We start from the raw sequence: 22,455 nt of genomic DNA on the forward strand, positions 1-22,455 counted from the left end.
CGCCCATGGGATGATGAAACGCGCTTACCAGTTGTATTTCGCCGTCGCGATCACGGTGCGCTGGTTGCCGTACATGCACACCGAATCCGACTGGCAGCCGGCCACGTAGCGGCGGTTGAACAGGTTCGTCGCATTGAGCGCGAAGCGCCAGTTGCGCAGCTCGTAGTGCAGCGCCGCGTCGAACAGCGTGTAGCTCGGCACCGTCAGCGAGTTGTCGGCGGCGCCCGCCGCCGCGCTCATGTAGCGCACGCCCGCGCCGACGCCGAAGCCCGTGAGCGGCCCGTTGCGCCACGTCCAGTCGGCCCACAGCGACGCGATCTGGCGCGGGCGCGGCACGTCGACGGGCCACTTGTTCAGCGTGTTGTCATTCGCCTGCACGTTCTTCACGTCCTGATAGACGTACGCGGCGATCACCGACAGCTCGCGCGACAGGTTGCCCACCGCGCTCAGCTCGACGCCGCGCGAGCGCACCTCGCCCACCTGCACGAACGTGCTGCTCGTCGGATCGTTCGGATTGCTCATCGCGACGTTCGTCTGGTTGATCTGGTAGACGGCCGCGTTCAGCATCAGGTTCTTGCCCGGCGGCTGCCAGCGCAGGCCAGCCTCGATCTGGCGGCCCTTGGTCGGCGTCGCGAGCCCGCCGCCCGCGAGCTTCACGCCGATCTGCGGATTGAACGACGTCGAATAGCTGAGGTACGGCGCGAGGCCGTAATCGCCGAGATAGGTCAGGCCGACGCGCCCGCTGAACGCGTGGTCGTTCTGCTTGAAGCTCGCCGAGTTCGCGATGTCGTCCTGCGACGTGCGCGTCCAGTCCTGCCGGCCGCCGAGCGTGAGCACCCAGCGCTGCCACTTGATCTGGTCCTGCACGTACAGGCCGAAGGCGTTGAGCGTCGTCTTCGTGTCGGTGCGCGGGTACGCGTTCGGCCCGCTGAAGATGTCGGCCGGAATCGGCGTGTAGACGGGCCGGTACAGGTTCAGGCCGGGCCCCTTCGCGAGCCATTCGCTGTCGGTCGTCGTCTGCCGGTTGTAGTCGAAGCCGAACAGCAGTGTGTGGCTCAACGGGCCTGTCGTGAATTTCGCCTGCGCCTGGTTGTCGACGTCGAAGCGGCTGTAGTTGAACTGGAACAGGCCCGCGTAGCGCGTCATCGTCGCCATCGTCGGGTCCGCGCCGTCGAGGCCGCCGCCGTAGACGGACGCGTCGTCGAGCGCCAGGTGCATCCAGCGCACGTTCTGCCGGAACGTCCACACCGGGTTCAGCTTGTGCTCGAACTGATAGCCGATCGACCATTGCTTCTTGCGGTAGTGGTCGAAGTTCGCATCGGCCGTGTACAGGTCGTCCGAGATCATGCCGTTCGGATTCGGCAGCACGGTGCCGCGCGACGGCAGGAAGTTGCTCGACGTGTCGCCCCAGTCCTGCAGGTACGTCGCGGCGAGCGTGAGCGACGTGTTTGCGTTCGGCTGCCACTTGAGCGACGGCGCGAACGACACGCGCTGGTCGGCGAGCGGCCCCGTCTGCGCGTTGCCGTCGCGGCCGACGCCGACGATCCGGTACGACAGCGTGCCATCCTTGTCGATCTTGTCGCCGATATCGAACATCAGCTGCTTGCGCGCGTAGTTGCCCACCTGCACGCCGACCTCGCGAATGCGCTCGCCGTTCGCGAGCTTGCTCTGCACGTCGACGATCGCGCCCGGGTCGCCCTGCCCGTACAGCACCGACGTCGGGCCGCGCAGCACGGCGATGCTGTCGATCATGTACGGATCGACGCGCCAGCTCGACAGGTTGATCGTGTTCGGCACCTGCAGCCCGTCGACGAACACGGTCGGCGTGAAGCCGCGCAGCGCCGCGTACCAGTCCGAGCGGTTGTCCGATCCGTAGGTCGAGAAGCCCGGGATGTAGCGGAACGCCTGATTGATGTCGGTCGCGCCCGTCGCCTCGATCTGCTGCGCGGTGACGATGTTGATCGTCTGCGGGATCTCGACGATCGGCGTATCGGTCTTCGTGCCCGTGGTGCTGCGCCGCGCGACGAGGCCGACGCTCGCGTCGCGCTCCGCCCCCGCCGACACCGAGATCGCGGGCAACGTGCCGCCCGCCGCAGTGTCCCCATTCACCTGACTGCCCGGCTGCCGCGCGTCTGCCCCCGGCCGCACCGCCTGTGCCTGCGCATGACTCGCCGCCGCGCAGAACGCCACGCCTGCCGCGGCCGCGATCGCACGCACGCGCGTGCTGGTTGCCCACTCCATCTTCCGTTGCTCCAAGTTGCAAAGCGGCCGCGAGGCCGCACCTTCATCAAAGAGCGATGGCCAGCCGGCCGTCGCTCACCCCGTTGTTATCGTGTCGTGCTCGCGCGCGGCCTTCGGGCCGGGCGGCATCTTCGTGTTCGGCCGCGCCGATTCCGTCCGCGAGCGACGCGGCGATTTCGTCCGCGCGGCGCGCGAGCACCGACAGCAGCGTGTCGGACAACCCGTGGCTGTCCTCGCAGCAGCCTTGCAGATAAATCCTCGGCTTGAAGTGCGCGGGCGTCGCGAGCCGGTAGTCGCGCGCGACGTCGCCCGCCGCGAGCGCGTCGCCCAGATGCGGCGCAAGCCCTTCGAGGAGCGGCAGATGCGTGTCGCGGCGGTAGCCGGTCGCGAGCACGAGCGCATCGAAGCGCTCGGTGCGCGCGTCGCCCGTCAGGCGGTCGCGCAACGCAAGCTCGACCTGCCCGTGCGCCGTGCGCGCGGCCGACTCGATCGCGGTGTTCGCGAGCAGCCGGTGGCGCGGCGCGCCGTCCGACGCGCCGGATACGCGCTGCAGATAGAGCATTTCGTAGATCTGCTCGATGAGCGGCCGGTCGACCACCGCGTAGTTCGTGTCGCGAAAGCGCTCGATGAGCGAGCGCCGGCCGTTCGCCGGCTGCGCGTAGACGACGTCGGTGAACGCCGGATTGAAGATCTCGTTGACGAACGGGCTGTCGTCCGCGGGCTTGAGCGCGCCCGAGCGGATCACGAGGCTTGCCTCGACGTGCGGGAAGCGCCGCGCGAGATCGATGAACACCTCGGCCGCGCTCTGCCCCGCGCCGATCACCGCGACGCGCTTTTTCACGCCGGCATCCGGCATACGGGCATCCGGCGTACGGGTTCCCGGCGCGCCGACCAGCCGCTCGATCGACGTCAGGTAGTTCGACGAATGGGCGACGCACTCCGGCCCGAGCGCGGCGAACGCGTCCGGCACGCTCGGCGCGCCGCCGACGCCCACCGACAGCGCGCGCGCGACGCGGTGCCGCTCGCGCCCGTCGGCGCCCTTCGAGAACACGCGCAGCGCGTCGATCTCGCCGCGCGCGCCCGACGCCGCGACGGGCTCGATCGCCGTCACCGTCTCGCCGTAGTGAACGTGCTCGTCGAACGCGTTCGCGACCCAGCTCAGGTAGTCATGAAATTCGACGCGCGTCGGGTAGAAGTTCTTCAGGTTGACGAATTCGCTCAGGCGCCCGTGCTCGTACAGGTAGTTAACGAACGTGAAGCGGCTCTTCGGATCGCGCAGCGTGACGAGATCCTTCAGGAAGGAAATCTGCATCCGGCAGTCGTCGAGCAGCATCCCGCGGTGCCAGCCGAATGCCGGCTGGCGCTCGACATAGCACTGCGTGAACGCGGGCGTGCCGCGTGCTTCCGCGAGGCGCACGGCGAGCGCGAGGTTCGACGGTCCGAAGCCGACGCCGATCAGGTCGAATACGGTATCTCTCTGCATGTCTCTGATTCCCTTAACGGTGTGGCCGGCGCGCGAACGGCGCCGGCCGGACAAAAACGTGATGCGGATCGCGCGCATCGTCGAGGCCGCCTATGCGGCGATTGCGGCCGCTGCGCTCCAGGCGCGGCTGCGGCGGGCGGCGCTCAATCGGCATCGCGCGCCTGCGTGGCGGGCTGGCCGGCGATGTGCGCGGCGCGCTCGCCGAGCGCCGCGAAGCTCGGCGCGGCGAACACGTCGGCGATCGCGAGCGCGAAGCCGGCCGAACGCGCCGCGTCGACGAAGCGCACGACGTCGAACGACGTCGCGCCGGCTTCGAACACGTTGTCGTCGGGCGCGGGCGCGGCATGGCCGAGCGCCGCGCGCCACACGTCGGCGAGCGCGCGCGCGGCGTGCGCGGCGGCGGACGCGTTCGCTGCGGCGGCGGGCGGCGACAGCGGCGCGCACACGTCGTGCGCGTCGAGCGCAAACCGTGCGGCGCACGCGCCGAGCGCGCGCGCGGGCGCGTCGACGAAGCCGCGCACGACGTCGAGATAGTCGGCCGCGAGCGCGGCGACGAACGCGCCGTCGACGCGCTCGGTCGCATACGAGAACGCGCCCGTCACGCGGCCGTCCGGATGCTCGACGATGTCGAGCTCGAGTTCGAACACGACGCGGTGCCGGACGTCGTTGAATTCGTCGACCGCGAGCCCCGCCCAGTCGCGCGCGGCGGCGCCCGTCGGCCGCAGGTAGTTGAACATCACCTGGAACAGCGGATTGCCGTTGACCGCGCGCGGTGCGCGCAGCGCGGCGACGACGTCGCCAAACGGCGCGTCCGCGTGCGCATACGCGGCGAGCGCGGCGTCGCGCACGGCGGCGACGAGCGCGGCCGGCGTATCGGCGCCCGAAAGCCGCGTGCGCACGACGACCGCGTTGATGAAGAGCCCGAGCGCGCGCTCGGCGGCGTCGCCCGTCAGCTCGCGCGTCGACGCGAGCACGCCGACCGGCTGATCGGTCGCGCCCGTCGCCCGGTAGAACGCCGCGTTCAGCGCCGCGTGCAGCAGCATCGGCAGCGTCGCGTGCGCGTCGAGCGCCATCGCGCGCGCGCGGCGCACGAGCGCGCCGTCGAGCTCGAACGCGAGACGCCCGGCGTCCCAGCGCGGCGACACCGCGCGGCCCGCGCGCGGCGGCGGCAACGCGTACGACGGCACGCCGGCGAGCGCTTCGCGCCAGAACGCGAGGCGCGCGCGCGGCGCGGCGGCGGGCAGCACCAGCGCGTCGCGCGAGGCCGAACGGGGCCGCGCGGGCGTTTGCGCAAGCGTCTGCGAAGGCAATCCCGCGCCCGGGCCGCCGAGCGTTCCGGCCCGCGCGCCCGATGCGTCGGACGCCGCCGGCGGCGCCCCACCGCCCGCGCGCCGCGCGACGTACGCCGCGCGAACCTCGTCGAGCCACAAATCGATCGACTGCCCGTCCGACACGATGTGATGAACGACGAGCGACAGCACGTGATCCCGCTCGCCGAGCCGGATCACGCGCGCGCGCCACAGCGGCGCGTCGGCGGCGAGATCGAACGGCGCGAGCGCGTCGTCGTCGGTCAGCGCGGCGGCGGCGGCGAGCCGCGCGTCGTCGTCCGCGACGCGCAGCTCGACGATCGGCAGATCGACGGGCTGCACGGGCGCGATCCGCTGCCCCGGCGCGCCGTCCGCCCGCGCGACGATCCGCGTGCGCAGCGCCGGATGACGGGCGGCCGCGCGCGCGAACGCGTCGGCGAGCGCATCGATGTCGAGCGCGCCGCGCAGCCGCAGCGCGACCGGGATGTTGTACGCGGCGCTCTCCGGCTGCGCGCGCCACAGAAACCACAGGCCGCGCTGCGCGGCGGACAGCGGCAGCACGCCGTCGGCGTCGGGCGCATGCGATGCGTCGCTCGCGTCGAGCGCGCCGTGCGGCGCGCTCGCCCGCGCGGCGGCGGCGACGCGCTGCGCGTACGGCGCGAGAATCGGCGCTTCGAACAGCGCGCGCACCGGCACGTCGCGCGCGAGCCGCTCGGCGACGCGCGTGGCCACGCGCACCGCCGCGAGCGAATGGCCGCCCAGTTCGAAGAAATGATCGCCGCGGCCGACCCGCTCGAGCCCGAGCACTTCGCGCCAGATCTCGGCGAGCGCCGCCTCGACGTCGCCTTCTGGCGCCTCGTATGCGCGTGCGACGTGCGCGGGTTCCGGCAGCGCCGCGCGGTCGACCTTGCTGTTCGCGTTGCGCGGCAGCGCGTCGAGCACGACGATGTGCGCGGGCACCATGTAGTCGGGCAACGTGCGGCGCAGATGCGCGTCGAGCTCGGCCGAATCCGCGCGACGCGCACGCTCGCGCGCGTCGCCCGTCAGCTCGACGAACGCGACGAGCCGCGCCTCACCGCCCTTGCCGAACACGACGGCGACCGCCTCGCGCACGTCGTCGTGCGCGGCGAGCTGCGCCTCGATCTCGCCCAGTTCGATCCGCAGCCCGCGCAGCTTCACCTGGTGGTCGATGCGGCCGATGAAATCGAACACGCCGTCCGCGCGGCGGCGCACGAGGTCGCCCGTGCGGTACAGCCGCGCGCCCGGCGCGCCGTACGGATCGGGTACGAAGCGCTCGGCCGTGAGCGCCGCTCGCCCCAGATAGCCGCGCGCGAGCCCGATGCCCTCGCCGCCCAGATACAGCTCGCCGATCACGCCGACGGGCAGCGGATTCAGGCGCGCGTCGAGCACGTGCGCGGTGCGCGCGCCGACCAGCGTGCCGATCGGCAGATACGCGGCGTCCGCGAGCTTGGCCGGATCGTCGCCCGGCGCGAACATCCACAGCATCGGCGTGATCACCGTCTCGGTCGGCCCGTAGCCGTTGACGACGCGCGCGTTCGGAAACGCGCGGCGCATCAGCGCGAACGCCTCGCGCGACGTCGCCTCGCCGCCCACCGTGATCGAGCGCAGCGACGGCGGCGCGCCGTGCTCGAGCGCCCATTCGGCGAGCTGCGTCGCGCAGCCGGGGGGCACGTAGGTCATCGTCACGCGTTCGCGCGCGATCAGCGCGCAGGTGCGCGCGGGCGGCCACAGCGTGTCGGCCGTCACCGCGACGGCCGCGCCCGACATGTACTGCGAGAACCAGCCCTCGTGCGCGCCGTCGAAATTGACCGACTGGAACAGCATGAACACGTCGCGCTCGGTCGCGCCGTAGCGCGCGGCGATCGCCTCGCAGTGGCGCGCGAACGCGCCGTGATCGACGACGACGCCCTTCGGCTTGCCGGTCGAGCCCGACGTGTAGATCACGTACGCGGCCTGATGCGGCGACACGTCGGGCAGCGCGACGCCTTCGATCGCCGCGTCGGCGATCGCGTCGTCGACGAGCCACGCGCGCGTCGCGCCCGCAAGCGGCAGCGCGTGAACGCTGCCGCGCTCGGTGATCACGTGCGCGATCTGCGCGTCGTCGAGCATCTGCGCGAGGCGCTCGCGCGGGTGGCTCGGATCGAGCGGCACGAACGCGCCGCCCGACTTGAGCGCGGCGATCAGCCCGACGAGCAGATCGACCGAGCGCGACAACGCGACGCCCACGCGCATCTCCGCGCGCACGCCCGCCGCGACGAGGCGCTTCGCGAGCCGCGCCGCGCGCGCTTCGACTTCGCCGCGCGTGAGCGCGCGCTCGACATCGGCGACGCCGCGCGCGTCCGGGCGGCGGCGCGCATGCTCCGCGATCCGGTCGTGGACCGAGACGAACGGCATGCCGCGAGGCCGGCCCGAATCCTCGCCGACAGGCTCGCCAACGAGCTCATCAACGGGCTCATCAACGGGCTTTTCGACCGAATCGCCCGCACGCGCGCCGGCAAGGTCGCCGGAAACGGTGGTGCCGGCAGGCTGGCCGCCCCGCTCGCCGGGCGTTCCGGCCGCGGCGCGCGCCGACTGCGCGCGGCCGCGCCCGGAATCGGCGAAATCGTGCGTCTGCCCGTTCCACGCGGCGAGCTGGCGGCGCTCCGCCTCGGGCAGCCATTGCAGATCGCCGATCGCCGCGCCGGGCGCTTCGAGCGCATGCGCGAGCAGCTCGGCGTAGCGCGCGGCGAAGCGCTCGATCGCGTCGGCGTCGAAGAGGTCGGTCGCATAGACGAAGCGCACGTCGAGCCCGCCGTCGTCGCGCTCGTCGAAGCTGAGCGCGAGGTCGAACTTCGCGTACGGCATGCCCGACGGCAGCTCGGCCGCGCGCACGCCCGCGAACGACGGCAGCACGCGCCGCGCGCCGTACGCGGCCATCACCTGGAAGAGCGGATGGTGGCTCGCGCTGCGCGCGACGCCGAGCGCATCCACCACCTGGTCGAACGGCACGTCCTGGTGCGACTGCGCGTCGATCAGGCCGCGCTGCGTCGCGTCGACGAGCGCGTCGAACGCGAGCGTCGCGGGCGTTTTCGCCGCGAGCGTCAGCGTATTGACGAAAAAGCCGATCAGCCCGACGGTCTCGGCGCGCTCGCGATTCGCCGACGGCACGCCGATCCGGATCTCATGCTCGCCGCTCGCGCGCGCGAGCAGCGTCGCGAGCGCGGCGAGCAACACGGCGAACGGCGTCGCGCGGCGCGCCTGCGCGAGCGCAAGCACGCGTTGCGCGAGCGCGGCGGGCACGTCGAACGCATGCCGCGCGCCGCTCGCGCCGCGCTGCGCGGGCCGCGTCGCGGCGCCCGGCAGCAGCAGCACGTCGCGGCTCGCGTCGAGCGTCGCGCGCCAGTGCGCGAGCTGCCGCTCGCCCTCGCCCGCTTCGAGCCAGCGGCGCTGCCAGAGCGCGTAATCCGCGTACTGCACCGGCAGCGGCGCGAGCGACACCGCGTCGCCCGTCGCATACGAGCGGTAGAACGACGACAGCTCGGCGAGCATCACGTCGGCCGACCAGCCGTCCGACACGATGTGGTGCGTCGTCAGCACGAGCCAGTGCGCGGCGGCGTCGAGCCGGATCAGGTGCGCGCGCACGAGCGGGCCGTGCGCGAGATCGAACGGCTCGGCCTCGTCGCGCTCGGCGACGGCCGCCGCGCGCGCGTCGCGCGTCGCGGCGGGCACGCCGGCGAGATCGGTGAAGCGCCACGGGCAGCGCATCGGCGCGTGAACCGTCTGCAGCACGCCGTCGGCGCCTTCGGCGAACGTCGTGCGCAGCGCCTCGTGGCGTGCGATCAGCGCGTCGCACGACAGCCGCAGCGCGTTCGCATCGAGCGCGCCGTCGAGGCGCAGCCGCTCGGTGATGTGGTACGCGGCCGATTCGCCGAGCAGGCGCGCGTGCAGCCAGAGGCGCGTCTGCGCGAACGACGCCGGCACGCTCGCCGCGCGGTCCTCGCGCGGCGGAATCGGCAGCATCCGGAAATCGATCCCCGCGTCGCCGAGCTTCGCGAGGAACTGCTTGCGCTGCGTGTCGGGCAGCCGCGCGAAGCGCGCGGCGAGCGACAGCAGATCGGGGGGGGTCATGCGGGCTCCTTCATGCGTGCTCCTCATGCGTGTTCCTGATTGGGCGACTTACTGGGCTTCGAGCTCGCCGAGCAGCGCGTCGATCGCGCTCGCGGCGTCGTGGTCGCGGCCGGCTTCGCGCGCGCGGTCGATCGCCGCCGCGCAGCGCGCGAGCGTGCGCTCGTCGAAGATCGTGCGCAGCGGCAGCGTCAGCGACCACTGCAGATTCGCCTGCGCGTTCGCCTGCGCGGCGAGCAGCGAATGGCCGCCGAGCGTGAAGAAATCCTCGTCGCGGCCGATGTCCGGCAGCTTCAGCACGCGCTGCCAGATCGCGGCGAGCGCGCGCTCGGTATCCGTCCGCGGCGCTTCGACGACGCGCGCGTCGAACGCGGGCTCCGGCAGCGCGCGGCGGTCGCACTTGCCGTTCGGCGTGACGGGCAGCGCATCGAGCGCGACGAGTTGCGCGGGCACCATGTACGCGGGCAGTCGCGCGCGCAGCCGCTCGATCTGCGCGGCCGCGTCGAACCCGGCGGGCGCCGCGCACGCGACGTAGCCGACGAGCCGATCGCCGCGCACGATCACGACCGCATCGCGCACGCCGTGCGCCGAGCGCAGCAGCGCCTCGATCTCGCCCAACTCGATGCGCTGGCCGCGCAGCTTCACCTGCGTGTCGATGCGGCCGAGATAGTCGAGCGCGCCGTCGGCGCGCCGCCGCGCGAGGTCGCCCGTGCGGTACAGGCGTGCGCCGGGCACGAACGGATCGGGCACGAAACGCTCGGCCGTCAGCGCCGCGCGGCCGACGTAGCCGCGCGCGAGCCCGGCGCCGCCGAGATACAGCTCGCCCGTCGCGCCGACGGGCGCCGGTTGCAGCGCCGCGTCGAGCACGTGCAGTTGCACGTTCGCGATCGGGTGGCCGATCGGCACCGCGGCGGCCGCGGCGTCGGCTGCCGTGCAGCGCCAGTGCGACACGTCGATCGCCGCCTCGGTCGGGCCGTACAGGTTGTGAAGCTGCGCGTGCGGCAGCAGCGCGGCGACGCGCGCGACGAGCTCGGGCGCGAGCGCCTCGCCGCTCGCGACGATCGTGCGCACGCTCGCGCAGCGCGCGGCCGCGCCGAAATCGTCGAGATACGCGACGAACGCGGCGAGCATCGACGGCACGAAGTGCAGCGTCGTCACGCGGTGCGCGTCGATCGCGGCGACGAGGCGCGCCGGATCGCGGTGATCGCCGGGCGCCGCGATCGCGAGCTTCGCGCCGACGGAGAGCGGCCACACGAACTCCCACACCGATACGTCGAAGCCGAACGGCGTCTTGTGCAGCACGACGTCATCGGGCGTGAGCCGGTATGCGCGCTGCATCCACGCGATCCGGTTCGCGAGCGCGCCGTGCGTGTTGCCCGCGCCCTTCGGCTGGCCGGTCGAACCGGACGTGTAGATCAGGTAGGCGAGCTGGTCCGCCGCGACGTCGGCCGCCGCCGCGATGCGTCCGGCGCCGGTTTCGGTCGCGCCCGGGAAAGCGGCCGGCGCGCGCTCGAGCCATTCGTCGATCGTGACGACGACGGCCTCCGCGTGCGCGCCCGCGAGCGCCGCCTCGACGCGCGCGCGCAGATGCGCCTGCGTGATCACGACGGGCGGCTTCGCGTCGCCGAGCAAATGCGCGATCCGCTCGGCCGGATAATCGGGATCGACGGGCAGATACGCGGCGCGGGCCTTCATCGCGCCGACGAGCGCGACGACCATGTCGAACGAGCGCTCGACGCACAGCGCGACGATCGAATCGGGCCGCACGCCGCAGGCGGCGAGCGCCGCCGCGACGCGCCCGGCCTTCGCGTCGAGTTCGCCGTAGCGCATCCGCGCGACCGTGCCGTCGGCGTCCGCATCGGCGAATTCGAGCGCGATCGCGTCGGGCCGCGTGCGCGCGGCCGCTTCGAATTGCGCGAAGAGCGGCGCGCGCTGCGCGTCGGGCCAGTCGACATCGGTCGCGTTGCTGCGCGCGATCAGTGCGAGATCGTCGGCGCTCGCGCACGAAATCGCGCCGAGCGGCGCGTCGGGATGATTCACGAGGCCCGCGATGCACGCGGCGAACGCACGATGCAGCGCTTCGACACGCGCCTGCCCGAGGCGCGCGGGATCGTAGCCGTAGTCGATCGCGAGCGTGTCGCCCGCCTCGATCACGAGCGTCAGCGCGAAGTCGGTTGCCTCGATGTTGCGCAGGTCGCGCTTTTGCAGCGCGCGCGCATCGCGCCCCTGCCATGCTTCGTCGACCGGGTAATTCTCGAACACGACGAGCGTGTCGAACAGCGGGCCGCCCAAGCCCGCCCACTGCTGGATCTCGTAGAGCGGCGCATGCGCGTGCTCGAGCGCCGCCGCGTTGTCGCGCTGCAGGCTCGCGAGCCAGTCGCGCGCGACGCGCTGCGGCAGCGGCGCGGCGATCACAGGCAGCGTGTTGATGAAGAGGCCGAGCACCGTGTCGACCTCGGGCAGCGCGTCCGGGCGCCCCGCGACCGTCGCGCCGAACGCGACCGCCGCGCGGTGCGTGATCCGCTGCAACGCGAGCGCCCATGCGCCCTGCACGATCGTGTTGACGGTCACCTTCATCCGGCGCGCCGCCTCCGCGATGCGCGCGGTGTCCGCGGCGGGCAGCGTCGCGCGCCAGTTCGCGCGGCCGGCCGTCTCGCGCGCGCCTGCGTCGCCGTCCGGCGCGCCGCTCGCGCTTCGTTCGAGCTCGGCGACGCGCGTCGGCTCGCCGAGCCGCGCGACGCGCTCGAGCCAGAACGCGCGGTCCGCGCCGACATCGCGCCGCGCGAGCCACGCGATGAAATCGCGGTAGCGCGTGCGCGCCGGCGCGGCGAACGGGTTCGCGCGCGGCGGCTCGATGTAGTCGCGCAGCACGTCCGCGAACAGGCGCGCGGTGCTCCAGCCGTCGAGCAGCAGATGATGGCGGGTCCAGACAAGCCGCCAGTCGGCCTCGCCCGTGCGGATCAGCGTCACGCGCATCAGCGGCGGCGTCGCGAGATCGAAGCCGCGCGCGCGGTCGGCGGCGAGCCACGCGTCGAGCGCCGCGTCGAGCGCCCCGGCGCTCGCGTGCGCGCCGCGCCAGTCGACGATCTCGATCGGCATCCGCGCGTGGCGATGGACGATCTGCATCGGCTTCGCCTCGTGCGCGGCAAAGCCGGTGCGCAGGATGTCGTGGCGCGGAACGGCCGCGTCGAACGCGCCGCGCAGCCGCTCGACGTCGGGATCGACGAGCGTCGCGACGAGCTGGTTCACGTACGTCGCGCGCTCCGGCGCGAACAGCGAATGGAACAGAATGCCTTGCTGCATCGGCGACAGCGGATAGATGTCGTCGATCGCGCGCGCGTCGAACGGCAGCCGGTCGAGCGCTTCCTGCGTGAGGCCGGCCGCGCGCGCGAGCGGATAGTCGCCGGGCGTCGCGCCCGCGCCGCGCTCGGCCACGCGCGCGCGACACGCGGCGGCGAGCGCGCGCAGCGCCGCGTCGAACTGTGCGGCGAGCGCATCGATCGTCGCGCGGTCGAATTGCGTCGCGCCGTACACCCAGTGCACCTTCAGCGCGCGGTCGTCGTTCGCGTCGACGTACGCGTGGATCGCAAGGGCGTTGCCGAGCGGCCCCGCCGGATCGCGCTCGCGGCCCGCGCCGCCGAAGCGCGGCACGAGCGCGGCGTCGCGCGGCGCGTCGAACTGGCCGAGATAGTTGAACGTCACGCGCGGGCGCGCGACCTGCGCGAGCGCGGCGCGCGTCGCGTCGTCGCCGTAATGGCGCAGCACGCCGAAGCCGAGCCCCTTGTTCGGCACCGCGCGCAGCGCGTCCTTCACGCCGGCGAGCGTCGCGGCGGGCGTCGCCTCCACCGCGAACGCGACCGGATAATGACTCGTCAGCCAGCCGAGCGTGCGGCTCGCGTCGATGTCGTCGAAGAGCGCCTCGCGGCCGTGCCCTTCGAGCTCGAGCCGGCACGACGCCGCGCCCGTGCGGCGGCCGAGCGCCGAGACGAGCGCCGCGATCAGCAGCTCGACCGCGTGCGTGCGGTATGCGGCGTTCGCGTCGGTCAGCACGTCGCGCGTCAGAGACGGATCGAGCGTCTGGATCACGACATCCGCGTCCGCGTTGGCCGCCGCCGCGTCGGGACGGTCGAGCCGCAGATCGTCGTGCGGCGCGGCGAGCGCCGCCCAGTACGGCAGCTCGCTCGCGAACGGCCCGGCCGGATCGCGGGCCGCGCGCGAAAGGCGCGCCGCCCATTCGGACGCGCTCGCGCCCGTCGGCGCGAGCCGCACCGCGCGGCGCTCGCACGCGGCGCGGTACGCGGCGTCGAGATCGTCGAGCAGCACGCGCCAGGACACGCCGTCGACGATCGCGTGATGGATCGCCAGATACAGCTTCGTCGCGCCGGCCGCCGTCCCGTCCGGCAGCGCCGCCGCGAATGCGCACGCAAGCGGGCCGTGCGCCAGGTCGAGCGTGCGTTGCAGCGCGTCGAACTGCGCGAGCGCATCCGCTTCGTCGCGCGCGGCGCCGGCGGCGAGCGGCAGCGTGTCGAACGCGCGCGGCGCGGCGGAAACCCGCCACGCGCCGTTTTCGCCGGTCGGCGCGAAGCGTTCGCGGAATACCGGGTGATGGTTCAGCAGCGCGTCGAACGCGCGTGCGAAGGCGTCGAAATCGAATGCGCCGGCGACCTCGAGCTGGATCGACTGATTCCAGTGGCCCCGGCACGGGATGTCGAGATCGAAGAAGCGCAGTTGCGCGGGCGTGAGCGACGCTTCATTCCGGTTGGCGGCGCAAGCCGGCTGCGTGGCGGCAGCTTTCGCGGCGACGGCCGCGCCCTCCTTCGGCGCGACGGCCTCGATCGACGCCGCGACGCGCGCGAGCTCGGCGAGCGTCGGGCCGTCGAACAGCTGCTTCGGCGTGAACTTGACGCCGCGCTTGCGCGAGCGCGCGATCACCTGCAACACGAGAATCGAATCGCCGCCGAGCTCGAAGAAATTGTCGTGACGCCCGACGCGCGCGGCCTTCAGCACGTCGCGCCAGACCGCCGCGAGCGTCTCTTCGATCGGGCCTCGCGGCGCGTCCTCGTCGGCGGCCGTTGCAGGCGCGGGCGCCGCCGCGAGCGCGCGCAGCGCCGCGCGATCGATCTTGCCGTTCGCGGTCACGGGCAGCGCGTCGAGCACGACGAGCGCGGCGGGCACCATGTAGTCGGGCAGGCGCGCGGCGAGCGCATCGCGCAGCGCATCGCCCGAAAGCCGCGCGCCCGCGGCGGGCGTCGCGAATGCGACAAGACGCAGCCGTCCGTCGTGCTCGAGCGCGAGCGTCTCTCCCTGCGCGACGCCCGGCAGCGCGCGCAGCGCGGCGCTCACCTCGCCCGGCTCGACGCGGTAGCCGCGAATCTTCACCTGATCGTCCAGACGCCCGAGGAAATCGAGCCGGCCGTCCGCGCGCAGCCGCACCCGGTCGCCCGTCCGGTAGACGCGCGCGCCCGCCTCGTGCGGATGCGGAACGAAGCGCTCGGCCGTCGCCGCCGCGCGGCCCAGATAGCCGCGCGCGACGCCCGGGCCGCCCAGATACAGCTCGCCGATCGCGCCGACGGGCACGCTCGCGCCGTGCGCGTCGAGCACGCATGCGTGCGCGTTCGGCAGCGGCCGCCCGAGCGGCACGCCGCGCGCCCGCGCATCGCTCGCGCCCGCCGCGGCCGCGCGCAGATCGGCCTGCGCGGGCGCGGACGTGTCGCACACGAGCGCGCCGACGCTTGCCTCGGTCGGCCCGTAGTGATTGATCACCCGGCAGTCCGGCTTCAACGCGGCGATGCGCTCGACGAGCGACCACGGCAGCCCCTCGCCGCCCGTCACGAGCGCGTGCGCGGGCAGCACGTCGGCCGCGCGCTGCGCGTCGAGGAGCGCATGCAGATGGCTCGGCACGATCTTCAGCACGTCGACCTCGCGCGTCGCCATCTCGTGCGCGAAGCGGTCCGGATCGAACGCCGCGTGCGCGGGCAGCAGATGCAGCGTGCGGCCCGAGCACAGCGCGCCGAACAGCGTCGTGTGGCCGAGGTCGGCCGCGACGGTCGAGGCCATCGCCATCGACGCGTGCGGCGCGAACGCGAGTTCGTCGAGCATGCCGGCGACGTAGTCGGCGAGCGCGCGATGCGATACGACGACACCCTTCGGCGCGCCCGTCGAGCCCGACGTGAAAATCAGATACGCGGCCTGCTCGGGGTGCGGCGGCACGCGCGGCGCGGCGGCGTTCGCGAGCGACGCGTCGTGCGCGCATGCGTCGACGTCCTGCACGGCCACGCCGTCGAATTCGCCGAGCGCGCCGAGGTCGCCCGCCGCGAGCATCCGGCGCGCGCCGCACGCCGCGAGCGCCGCGGCGAGGCGCTCGCGCGGCGACGCCGGATCGAGCGGCACCGCATACGCGCCCGCCTTCAGCACGCCGACGAACGCGACGACGAAGCGCACCGAGCGCTCGATGCAGATCGCGACGGGCATTTCCGCGCCGCCAGCCTTCTCGCGCGCGCCGTCGCGCCGCAGCGCGAGCGCGACGCGGTTCGACGCATCGTCGAGCTCGGCGAACGTGAGCTGCGTGTCGGCGTCGGCAAGCGCGATCCGATGCGGATGCTCGGCCGCCTCGCGCGCGAAGAGCGCCAGCACGTCGGGCGCGGTCGCGAGCGGCCGGCCCGCGAGCAGCGCGCGCGGCGCGCCGCCCTGCGCGATCGTGAGCTCGGCGATCGCGCGGCGCGGATCGCGCGTCGCATCGTCGACGAGCGCGGCGAAGCTGTCCAGCCACGCCTGCGCGGTCGCCTCGTCGATCCCGTCCTGCGCGTACGCGGCGACGAATTCGATGCCGCGCGCATCGTCGGTGAAATCGAGCGCGTAATCGAAGCGCGCGGCCGTGTCGAGCCCCGGCGCCATCCGCACGGTCGCGCCCGGCAGCGACGCGGACAGCTCGAGATCGAACTGCTGCGCGAACTTCACGCGCAGCCACTCGTCGCCGCGCCGCACGGGCGGCTTCACCGCGTCGACCACCTTGTCGAACGGCACGTCCTGATGCGCGAACGCGCCGAACGCGGCGTCGCGCACCGACGCGACGAGCGATTCGAACGATTGCACGGGCGACACGTGCGCGCGCAGCGCGAGCGTGTTGAGGAACAGGCCGACGAGCGGCGCGGTTTCCGGCCGCGCGCGCTGGGCGATCGGCGCGGCGACCGCGAGATCGCGCTCGCCCGTCAGGCGAAAGAGCCACGCGTCGAATGCGGCGAGCAGCACGGTAAACGGCGACGCATGGAGCCGGCGCGCGACGGCGCGCACCGCATCCGACGCGGCGGGCGAAAGGCGCCGCGCGAGCCGGCCGCCGCGATAGTCACGCTCGGCCGAGCGCGGCCGGTCGAGCGGCAGCGCGAGCGGCGCGGGCGCGTTCGCGAGCGCGTCACGCCAATATGCGAGCTGGCGCGCGGTCTCGTTCGCATCGAGCGCGTCGCGCTGCCATTGCGCATAGTCGGCGTACTGGATCGGCAACGCCGGCAGTTCGGGCTCGCGGCCTTCGGCGAACGCCGCGTACGCGGCCGTCAGCTCGGCGAACGCGCAGCGCGAGCTCCAGCCGTCGCTGACCGCGTGGTGCGTCGTCAGCAGAAAGCGCTGCGCGCCGTCGGCGAGCGTGACGAGCAGCGCGCGCACGAGCGGGCCGTCGGACAGGTCGAACGGCGCGCTCGCGTGGCGCTCGGTCAGCTCGGCCAGACGCGCGGCGCGCGACGCGCCGGCCTCGCCGCGCAGGTCGACGGCCGCGATCGGCACCGGCAGCGCCGCGTGGATGCGCTGGACGACGACGCCGTCGTCGTTCTCGACGAGCGTCGTGCGCCACGCCTCGTGACGCGCGATCAGCGTGTCGAGCGCGCGCTGCAGCGTATCGAGATCGAGCGCGCCGTCGACGTCCCAGTGAAACGACACGTGATACGCGGCGCCCGCGTCCTGCGTGCGCGCGAGCACCCAGAAGCGTTGCTGCGCGAACGATGCGGCGCGCTCGAGCGTGCCGGCCGCGTTGCCAGCGTTGCCCACGTTGCTCGCGCCGGCCGTGACGGCGCGCGCCGCCGGCGCCGCGATCGCGGCCGGCCGCCCCGCTTCGCGCTCGGCCGCATCGATGCGCGCGGCGAGCTCGGCGAGCGGCGCGTCGTCGAAAATCGCGTCGAGCCGCAGGTTGACGCGCCACTCAAGCCGGATCGCCGCCTGCAATTGCATCGCGGCGAGCGAATCGCCGCCGCGCACGAAGAAGCGGTCGACGCGGCCGATCGGCGCCGGATCGTTCAGGAGGCGCCGCCACAGCGCGGCGACGCGGCGCTCGGTGTCGGTATGCGGCGCGTCGAAGTCGATGGCGGCCTCGATCGGCAGCGCCGCGACCGCGTCGCGCAGCGCGGCGCGATCGAGCTTACCGTTCAGCGTGTACGGCAGCTTGTCGAAGCGCGCGATCCGGTGCGGCAGCCACGCGGCCGGCAGATGCGCGGCGACGTGCGCGCGCAGCGCGTCGTCGTCCGGCTGCGCATCGGAACACGGCTCGCCCGCCGACGTTTCGCGTTGCGGCGCCGCGAGCGCGACGCACGCGATCAGTTGCGTGCGCCCGCCCGCCGTCTCGGCGAGCACGCCCGCGTCGCGCACGCCCGGATGCGTGAGCAGGCACGCGGCGATCTCGCCCGGCTCGACGCGCACGCCGCGCACCTGCACCTGATCGTCGAGCCGGCCGAGATAGTCGAACGAGCCGTCCGCCCGCTCGCGCGCGAGGTCGCCCGTGCGGTAGATCCGCGCACCGGGCTCGCCCGCCGGATCGGGCAGGAAGCGCTCGGCCGTCAGCGCGGCGCGGCCGTGATAGCCGCGCGCGAGGCACGCGCCGCCGAGCAGCAACTCGCCCGCTTCGCCGCGCGCAACCGTGCCGTCGGCGCGCTCGACGCGCGCGACGCGCCGGCCGATCGGCCAGCCGATCGGCAGCGACGCGTAGCCGTTGCCTTCGTCGAGCGCGGGCGCGGCACCCGGCGCGACCGGCCAGAGCATCGGGGAGATCACGGTTTCGGTCGGCCCGTAGCCGTTGACGAGGCGAAGCGCCGGGAACACGCGGCGGATCTCCTCGAACGCGTCCTGCGACATCGCCTCGCCGCCGAACAGCAGCACGCGCAGCGACGGCGGCACGCCTTCGCGCGCGCACACGGCCGCGAACTCGCGCAGGTACGCGGGCGGCAGCGTCGTGTTCGTCACGCGCTCGCGCGAGATCAGCGCATGCGCGGCATCGGGCGCGAACGGCGGCGGATCGCTGATGACGATGCTGCCGCCGACTGCGAGCGGCACGAGCCATGCCTCGATCGCGACGTCGAAGTTCACCGACGCGAAATGCAGCACGCGATCGTCGGGCCCGATCGGCAGCGACTCGGCGAGCGCGTCGCCGTGCGCGGCGAGCGGGCCGTGCTCGACGACGACCGCCTTCGGCGTGCCCGTCGAGCCCGACGTATAGATCATGTACGCGGCCGCGCGCGGATGCACGTCGCCGCCGTGCTCGCGCGGCGCGGCGGGGTCCGCCTCGGCGACGCCGCCGACGTCGAAGCACCGCGCGAAGCGCGCGCGCATCGCGGCGTCGGCGGATGCGTCGACGATGCCGTGCGCGAGCCCCGCGTCGCGCGCGACCCAGTCGAGCCGCGCGGCCGGATGGCGCGGATCGAGCGCGACGAACGCGCCGCCCGCCTTCATCACCGCGAGCAGCGCGACGAACAGATCGCACGAGCGCGCGACGCACACGCCGACCGGCACCTCCGCGCCCACGCCCGCCGCGCGCAGCTGCGCCGCGAGGCGCGCGGCCCGGTCGTCGAGTTCGCCGCGCGTGAGGCGCACGGTGTCGGGCGCGAACGACGCGAGCGCGGGCGCGTCGGGGGCCAGTCGCGCGAGCGCATGGATTCGATGATGCAGCGCAGTCGGAAAGCTCGTCATAGGGCGTGAAGTCCGTTGGATCCGGCCGCCTCGGCCGTTTCGTTCAAGTCGCCGGCCACAAGAGGGCCGCTTCAACTGTGAGACGAATCACGCTCGAAATTTTTTACCGGGTTGTTCACGTTTGGCGGCGACGGACACGCGCATCGGCCGCGCGCAGCCGCAGCGGCGCCGGTGCGGCTCGGGTGCGCAGCGCCGGCGGCTCGGTGCGGTCCGGCCGCACGGTTCCCGGCGCGCGCGACGCCCTCCTGCGCGCCGCACGGGCCAAGCAGGACCAAGCAGGACCACGCAGCACCAAGCGCGGCCGAGCAAGCCGAGCGCGGGTAAAGATTCGGCGCGCCCATTCGTCTAGCAGACTGAAGGGGCCTCTTAGCGCCTTGCCGTTCGCTTCGCCGCCGAAGCGCCGATCCGATTCCTTTATTGACCCGTGCTCTGCCGATGACCGATGCCATCGGGCGTCTCGACGCCCCGCCCCCGAACGATTCCCGCCCCGCCGTGAAACACGCGCGGCGTCTGATAGTCGCGCTGCTCAAGCGCTCCCGCGGCGCGTTCGCGATCGCGCTCGCCGCGTGCGTGCTGAACGGCGCGTCGAGCGTGCTGCTCGTCGCGACGCTGAGCCGCGCGCTCTCCGAGCCGCAAGCCGCCGACGCGTCGCTCGCGTGGCGCTTCGGCCTGTGCGCGGTGATCGCGCTCGTCACCCGGATCGTCACCGGCGTGCTGTTCGCTAGGCTGTCGCAGGACACGATGGCGCAGTTGCGCGAGCACGTCGCGCGGCGCGTCGCGGCGGCCGAGCTGCAGGACGTCGAGCGAATCGGCGCGGCTCCCGTGCAGTCGGTGCTGACCGACGACGCGACCAACGTGTCGATGCTGTTCTTCGCGCTGCCGAATCTCGTGATGCACGGCTCGATCGTGTTCGGCTGCCTCGGCTATCTGGCGTGGCTGTCGTGGCCCGTGTGCCTGCTCGCGGTCGCGGCGATCCTCGTCGGCTCGCTCGGCTACCACGCGGGCGACAAGCGCGCGATCGCGTGGCTCGAGGACGCGGGCCGCTCGCAGGACAAGCTGTTCGGCTATCTCGGCGCGCTCTTTTCGGGCGCGAAGGAGCTGAAGCTGCATCAGGCGCGCTCGCGCCAGTTCGTCGATGGCCAACTGGGCGCGGCGATCGCCGAGGTGCGCGACCATCGCCGCCGCGCGTTCAGCGCGTATGCGATCGGCGTCGGCTGGATCGTGTTCCTGTTCTACGTGTTCCTGGGCGTCGCGGCGTTCTGGCCCGCGCTCGGCGTGCGCGGCGACGGGCCCGCGGCGTCCGGCTACGTCGTCGTGTTCCTGTTCATGCTGCTGCCGCTCGACGGCCTGCTCAACAACGTGCCGACGCTGAACGCGGCGCGCGTGTCGCTCGAACGGATCGAGAAGCTGATGGCGCAGTTCGGCGCGCTGCGCACCGCGCCGCCGCCCGACGAAAACGCGTCGCACGCGCCGTTCGACACGCTCGCGCTGCGCGGCGTCACGCATTCGTATTTCCACGAGCGCGACGAGCGGATGTTCCGCGTCGGCCCGATCGACCTGACGCTCAAGCCGGGCGAGCTCGTGTTCATCGTCGGCGGCAACGGCAGTGGCAAGACGACGCTCGCGAAGGTGCTGACGGGCCTGTACGAGCCCGAAGGCGGCACGATCGAGCTCGACGGCGCGCCGATCGGCCTCGCCGAGCGCGCCGCGTACCGCGAGCGCTTCTCGGCGGTATTCAACGATTTCCATCTGTTCGACGCGCTGCTCGGCATCGTCGACCCGAACGACGCGGCGCGCGCGCAGGCCGACGCGCGCGCGAACGCGCTCGTCGCGAAGCTCTCGCTCGACCACAAGGTGCAGGTCGTCGACGGCGCGTTCTCGACGCGCGCGCTGTCGACCGGGCAGCGCAAGCGGCTCGCGCTCGTCGTCGCGTATCTGGAGGACCGGCCGCTCTATCTGTTCGACGAATGGGCGGCCGACCAGGACCCGGCGTTCAAGGCGGTGTTCTACGAGCAACTGCTGCCGGAGCTGCGCGCGCGCGGCAAGACGGTGATCGTGATCAGCCACGACGACCGCTACTTCCCGATCGCGGACCGGGTGCTGAAGCTCGACAACGGGAAGATCGTCAGCGAGACGCGCGGCGCGAGGCACGCGGCGCTCGCGAACGAGATCGAGGGGTGATCCGGTCGCCGAATGCGAGTGAGCGCGCGAGCGAGTGCGTTCGAACGCGATGGGGCATGACGGGCATCGCTGGCATGACGGGGGCGATGGAGCGCGGCTCACGAGCGCGCTTCCTCCGGCCCGGATGCGCCCGCCGCGCCCGAAACACGCGCGGATCGCGCACCGGCCGCGTGCGGGGCGACGCAGCGCGCTCGCGGCCGCGCCGCCTTCGGCCAGCGACCGCGGCCCCGGCCGGCGCTTGAGCGCTGTGACGGGCGGCAGCGCGCGTCATCGCCCGCATCCGCTGCGCTCGGCGATGCGCCGCGCCGCTCGGGGCCGGCCGTCGCAGCGCCCACGCACCGATCGCGCTCGCCCGCACGCGCCGCGCACTCCACACTCCATCGCATCTCGCGGCCGTTCCGCGCCCTTCGCCGCCACACGCCGTTCGCCGCCCTTCGCTGGTATCGTTGCACGCACGACACCTTCCGGAGATCGCCCATGTCGCCGACCGCGCTGCTCGTTCCGACGTTCACGCAGATGCTGCAGAGCTTGTCCGCGTGGCTCGACAAGGCCGCCGCCCACGAGCAGGCATCGGGCGCCGAGCCGGACGATGTGCTGACGAAGCGGCTCGCCGCCGACATGTTTGCGCTCGCCGCGCAAGTCCGCTTCACGGCCTTCCAGGCGCAGGAGCCCGTCTATCGCCTGCGCGGCGACGCGCTTCCCGAATCGTTGCTGGACGTGCGGCGCGCGGGATGGAATGCGGACGCGACGCCCAGTTCGCTGCGCGATGCGCAGACTTGCATCGCCGATGCGCGCGCCTTCCTCGCCGGGCTGGCGCCGCACGCGCTCGACGAAGGCGCCGAGCGGCCGATCGCGCTCGAGCTGCCCGACGGCGCGGTGTTCGACATGACGGGCGAGCAGTATCTGCGCGACTGGGCGCTGCCGCAGTTCTATTTCCACGCGATCGCCGCGTATGCGATTCTGCGCAATCACGGCGTCGCGCTGGGCAAGCCGGACTACGTCTCGCACATGTTCGCGTACCTTCGGCCCGGGACGATGCCGCAGGATCGGTAGCCGCGCATCGGGCGAGCGCCCGACGGCCGCGGTCCGGGGCCTGTGTTCGTCTCTCGTCTCTCGTCTCTCAGCAATCGGCAATCGGCGATTGCGGTCGGCCGCGACAGCGGCCGTCAAGCAGAC

At 73.1% G+C, this 22,455-nt stretch carries 6 protein-coding genes; 2 read left to right on the forward strand and 4 right to left on the reverse strand.

What is annotated here, in order from left to right:
* Window positions 1–24: 24 nt before the first annotated feature.
* The 4 genes from BTH_RS24530 to BTH_RS24545 all read right to left on the reverse strand — a co-directional run bounded on the left by BTH_RS24530 (window position 25) and on the right by BTH_RS24545 (window position 19,098).
* Window positions 25–2,241: a TonB-dependent siderophore receptor gene (locus BTH_RS24530; protein WP_009909458.1), complete on the reverse strand. Its 2,217-nt coding sequence runs from the start codon at window positions 2,239–2,241 to the stop codon at window positions 25–27.
* 46 nt (window positions 2,242–2,287) lie between these two features.
* Window positions 2,288–3,724, reverse strand: coding sequence for a lysine N(6)-hydroxylase/L-ornithine N(5)-oxygenase family protein (locus BTH_RS24535; protein WP_009891199.1), 1,437 nt, complete (start codon window positions 3,722–3,724; stop codon window positions 2,288–2,290).
* 143 nt (window positions 3,725–3,867) lie between these two features.
* Window positions 3,868–9,159, reverse strand: a complete 5,292-nt coding sequence (locus BTH_RS24540) for a non-ribosomal peptide synthetase (protein ID WP_009891201.1) — start codon at window positions 9,157–9,159, stop codon at window positions 3,868–3,870.
* Between the two features lie 48 nt (window positions 9,160–9,207).
* Window positions 9,208–19,098 carry a non-ribosomal peptide synthetase gene (locus BTH_RS24545; protein ID WP_009891202.1) on the reverse strand — a complete coding sequence of 3,297 codons (9,891 nt, stop codon included), beginning with the start codon at window positions 19,096–19,098 and terminating at the stop codon, window positions 9,208–9,210.
* A gap of 492 nt (window positions 19,099–19,590) precedes the next feature.
* Here BTH_RS24545 and BTH_RS24550 point away from each other — a divergent pair, with 492 nt between their 5' ends.
* On the forward strand, window positions 19,591–21,279 hold the full coding sequence (locus tag BTH_RS24550) for a cyclic peptide export ABC transporter (protein ID WP_009891203.1): 1,689 nt from the start codon (window positions 19,591–19,593) through the stop codon (window positions 21,277–21,279).
* 477 nt (window positions 21,280–21,756) lie between these two features.
* Complete coding sequence (locus BTH_RS24555) at window positions 21,757–22,332, forward strand: DUF1993 domain-containing protein (protein ID WP_009891204.1); 576 nt, start codon at window positions 21,757–21,759, stop codon at window positions 22,330–22,332.
* Window positions 22,333–22,455 lie beyond the last annotated feature (123 nt).

Source organism: Burkholderia thailandensis E264, assembly GCF_000012365.1.
GTDB lineage: Bacteria > Pseudomonadota > Gammaproteobacteria > Burkholderiales > Burkholderiaceae > Burkholderia > Burkholderia thailandensis.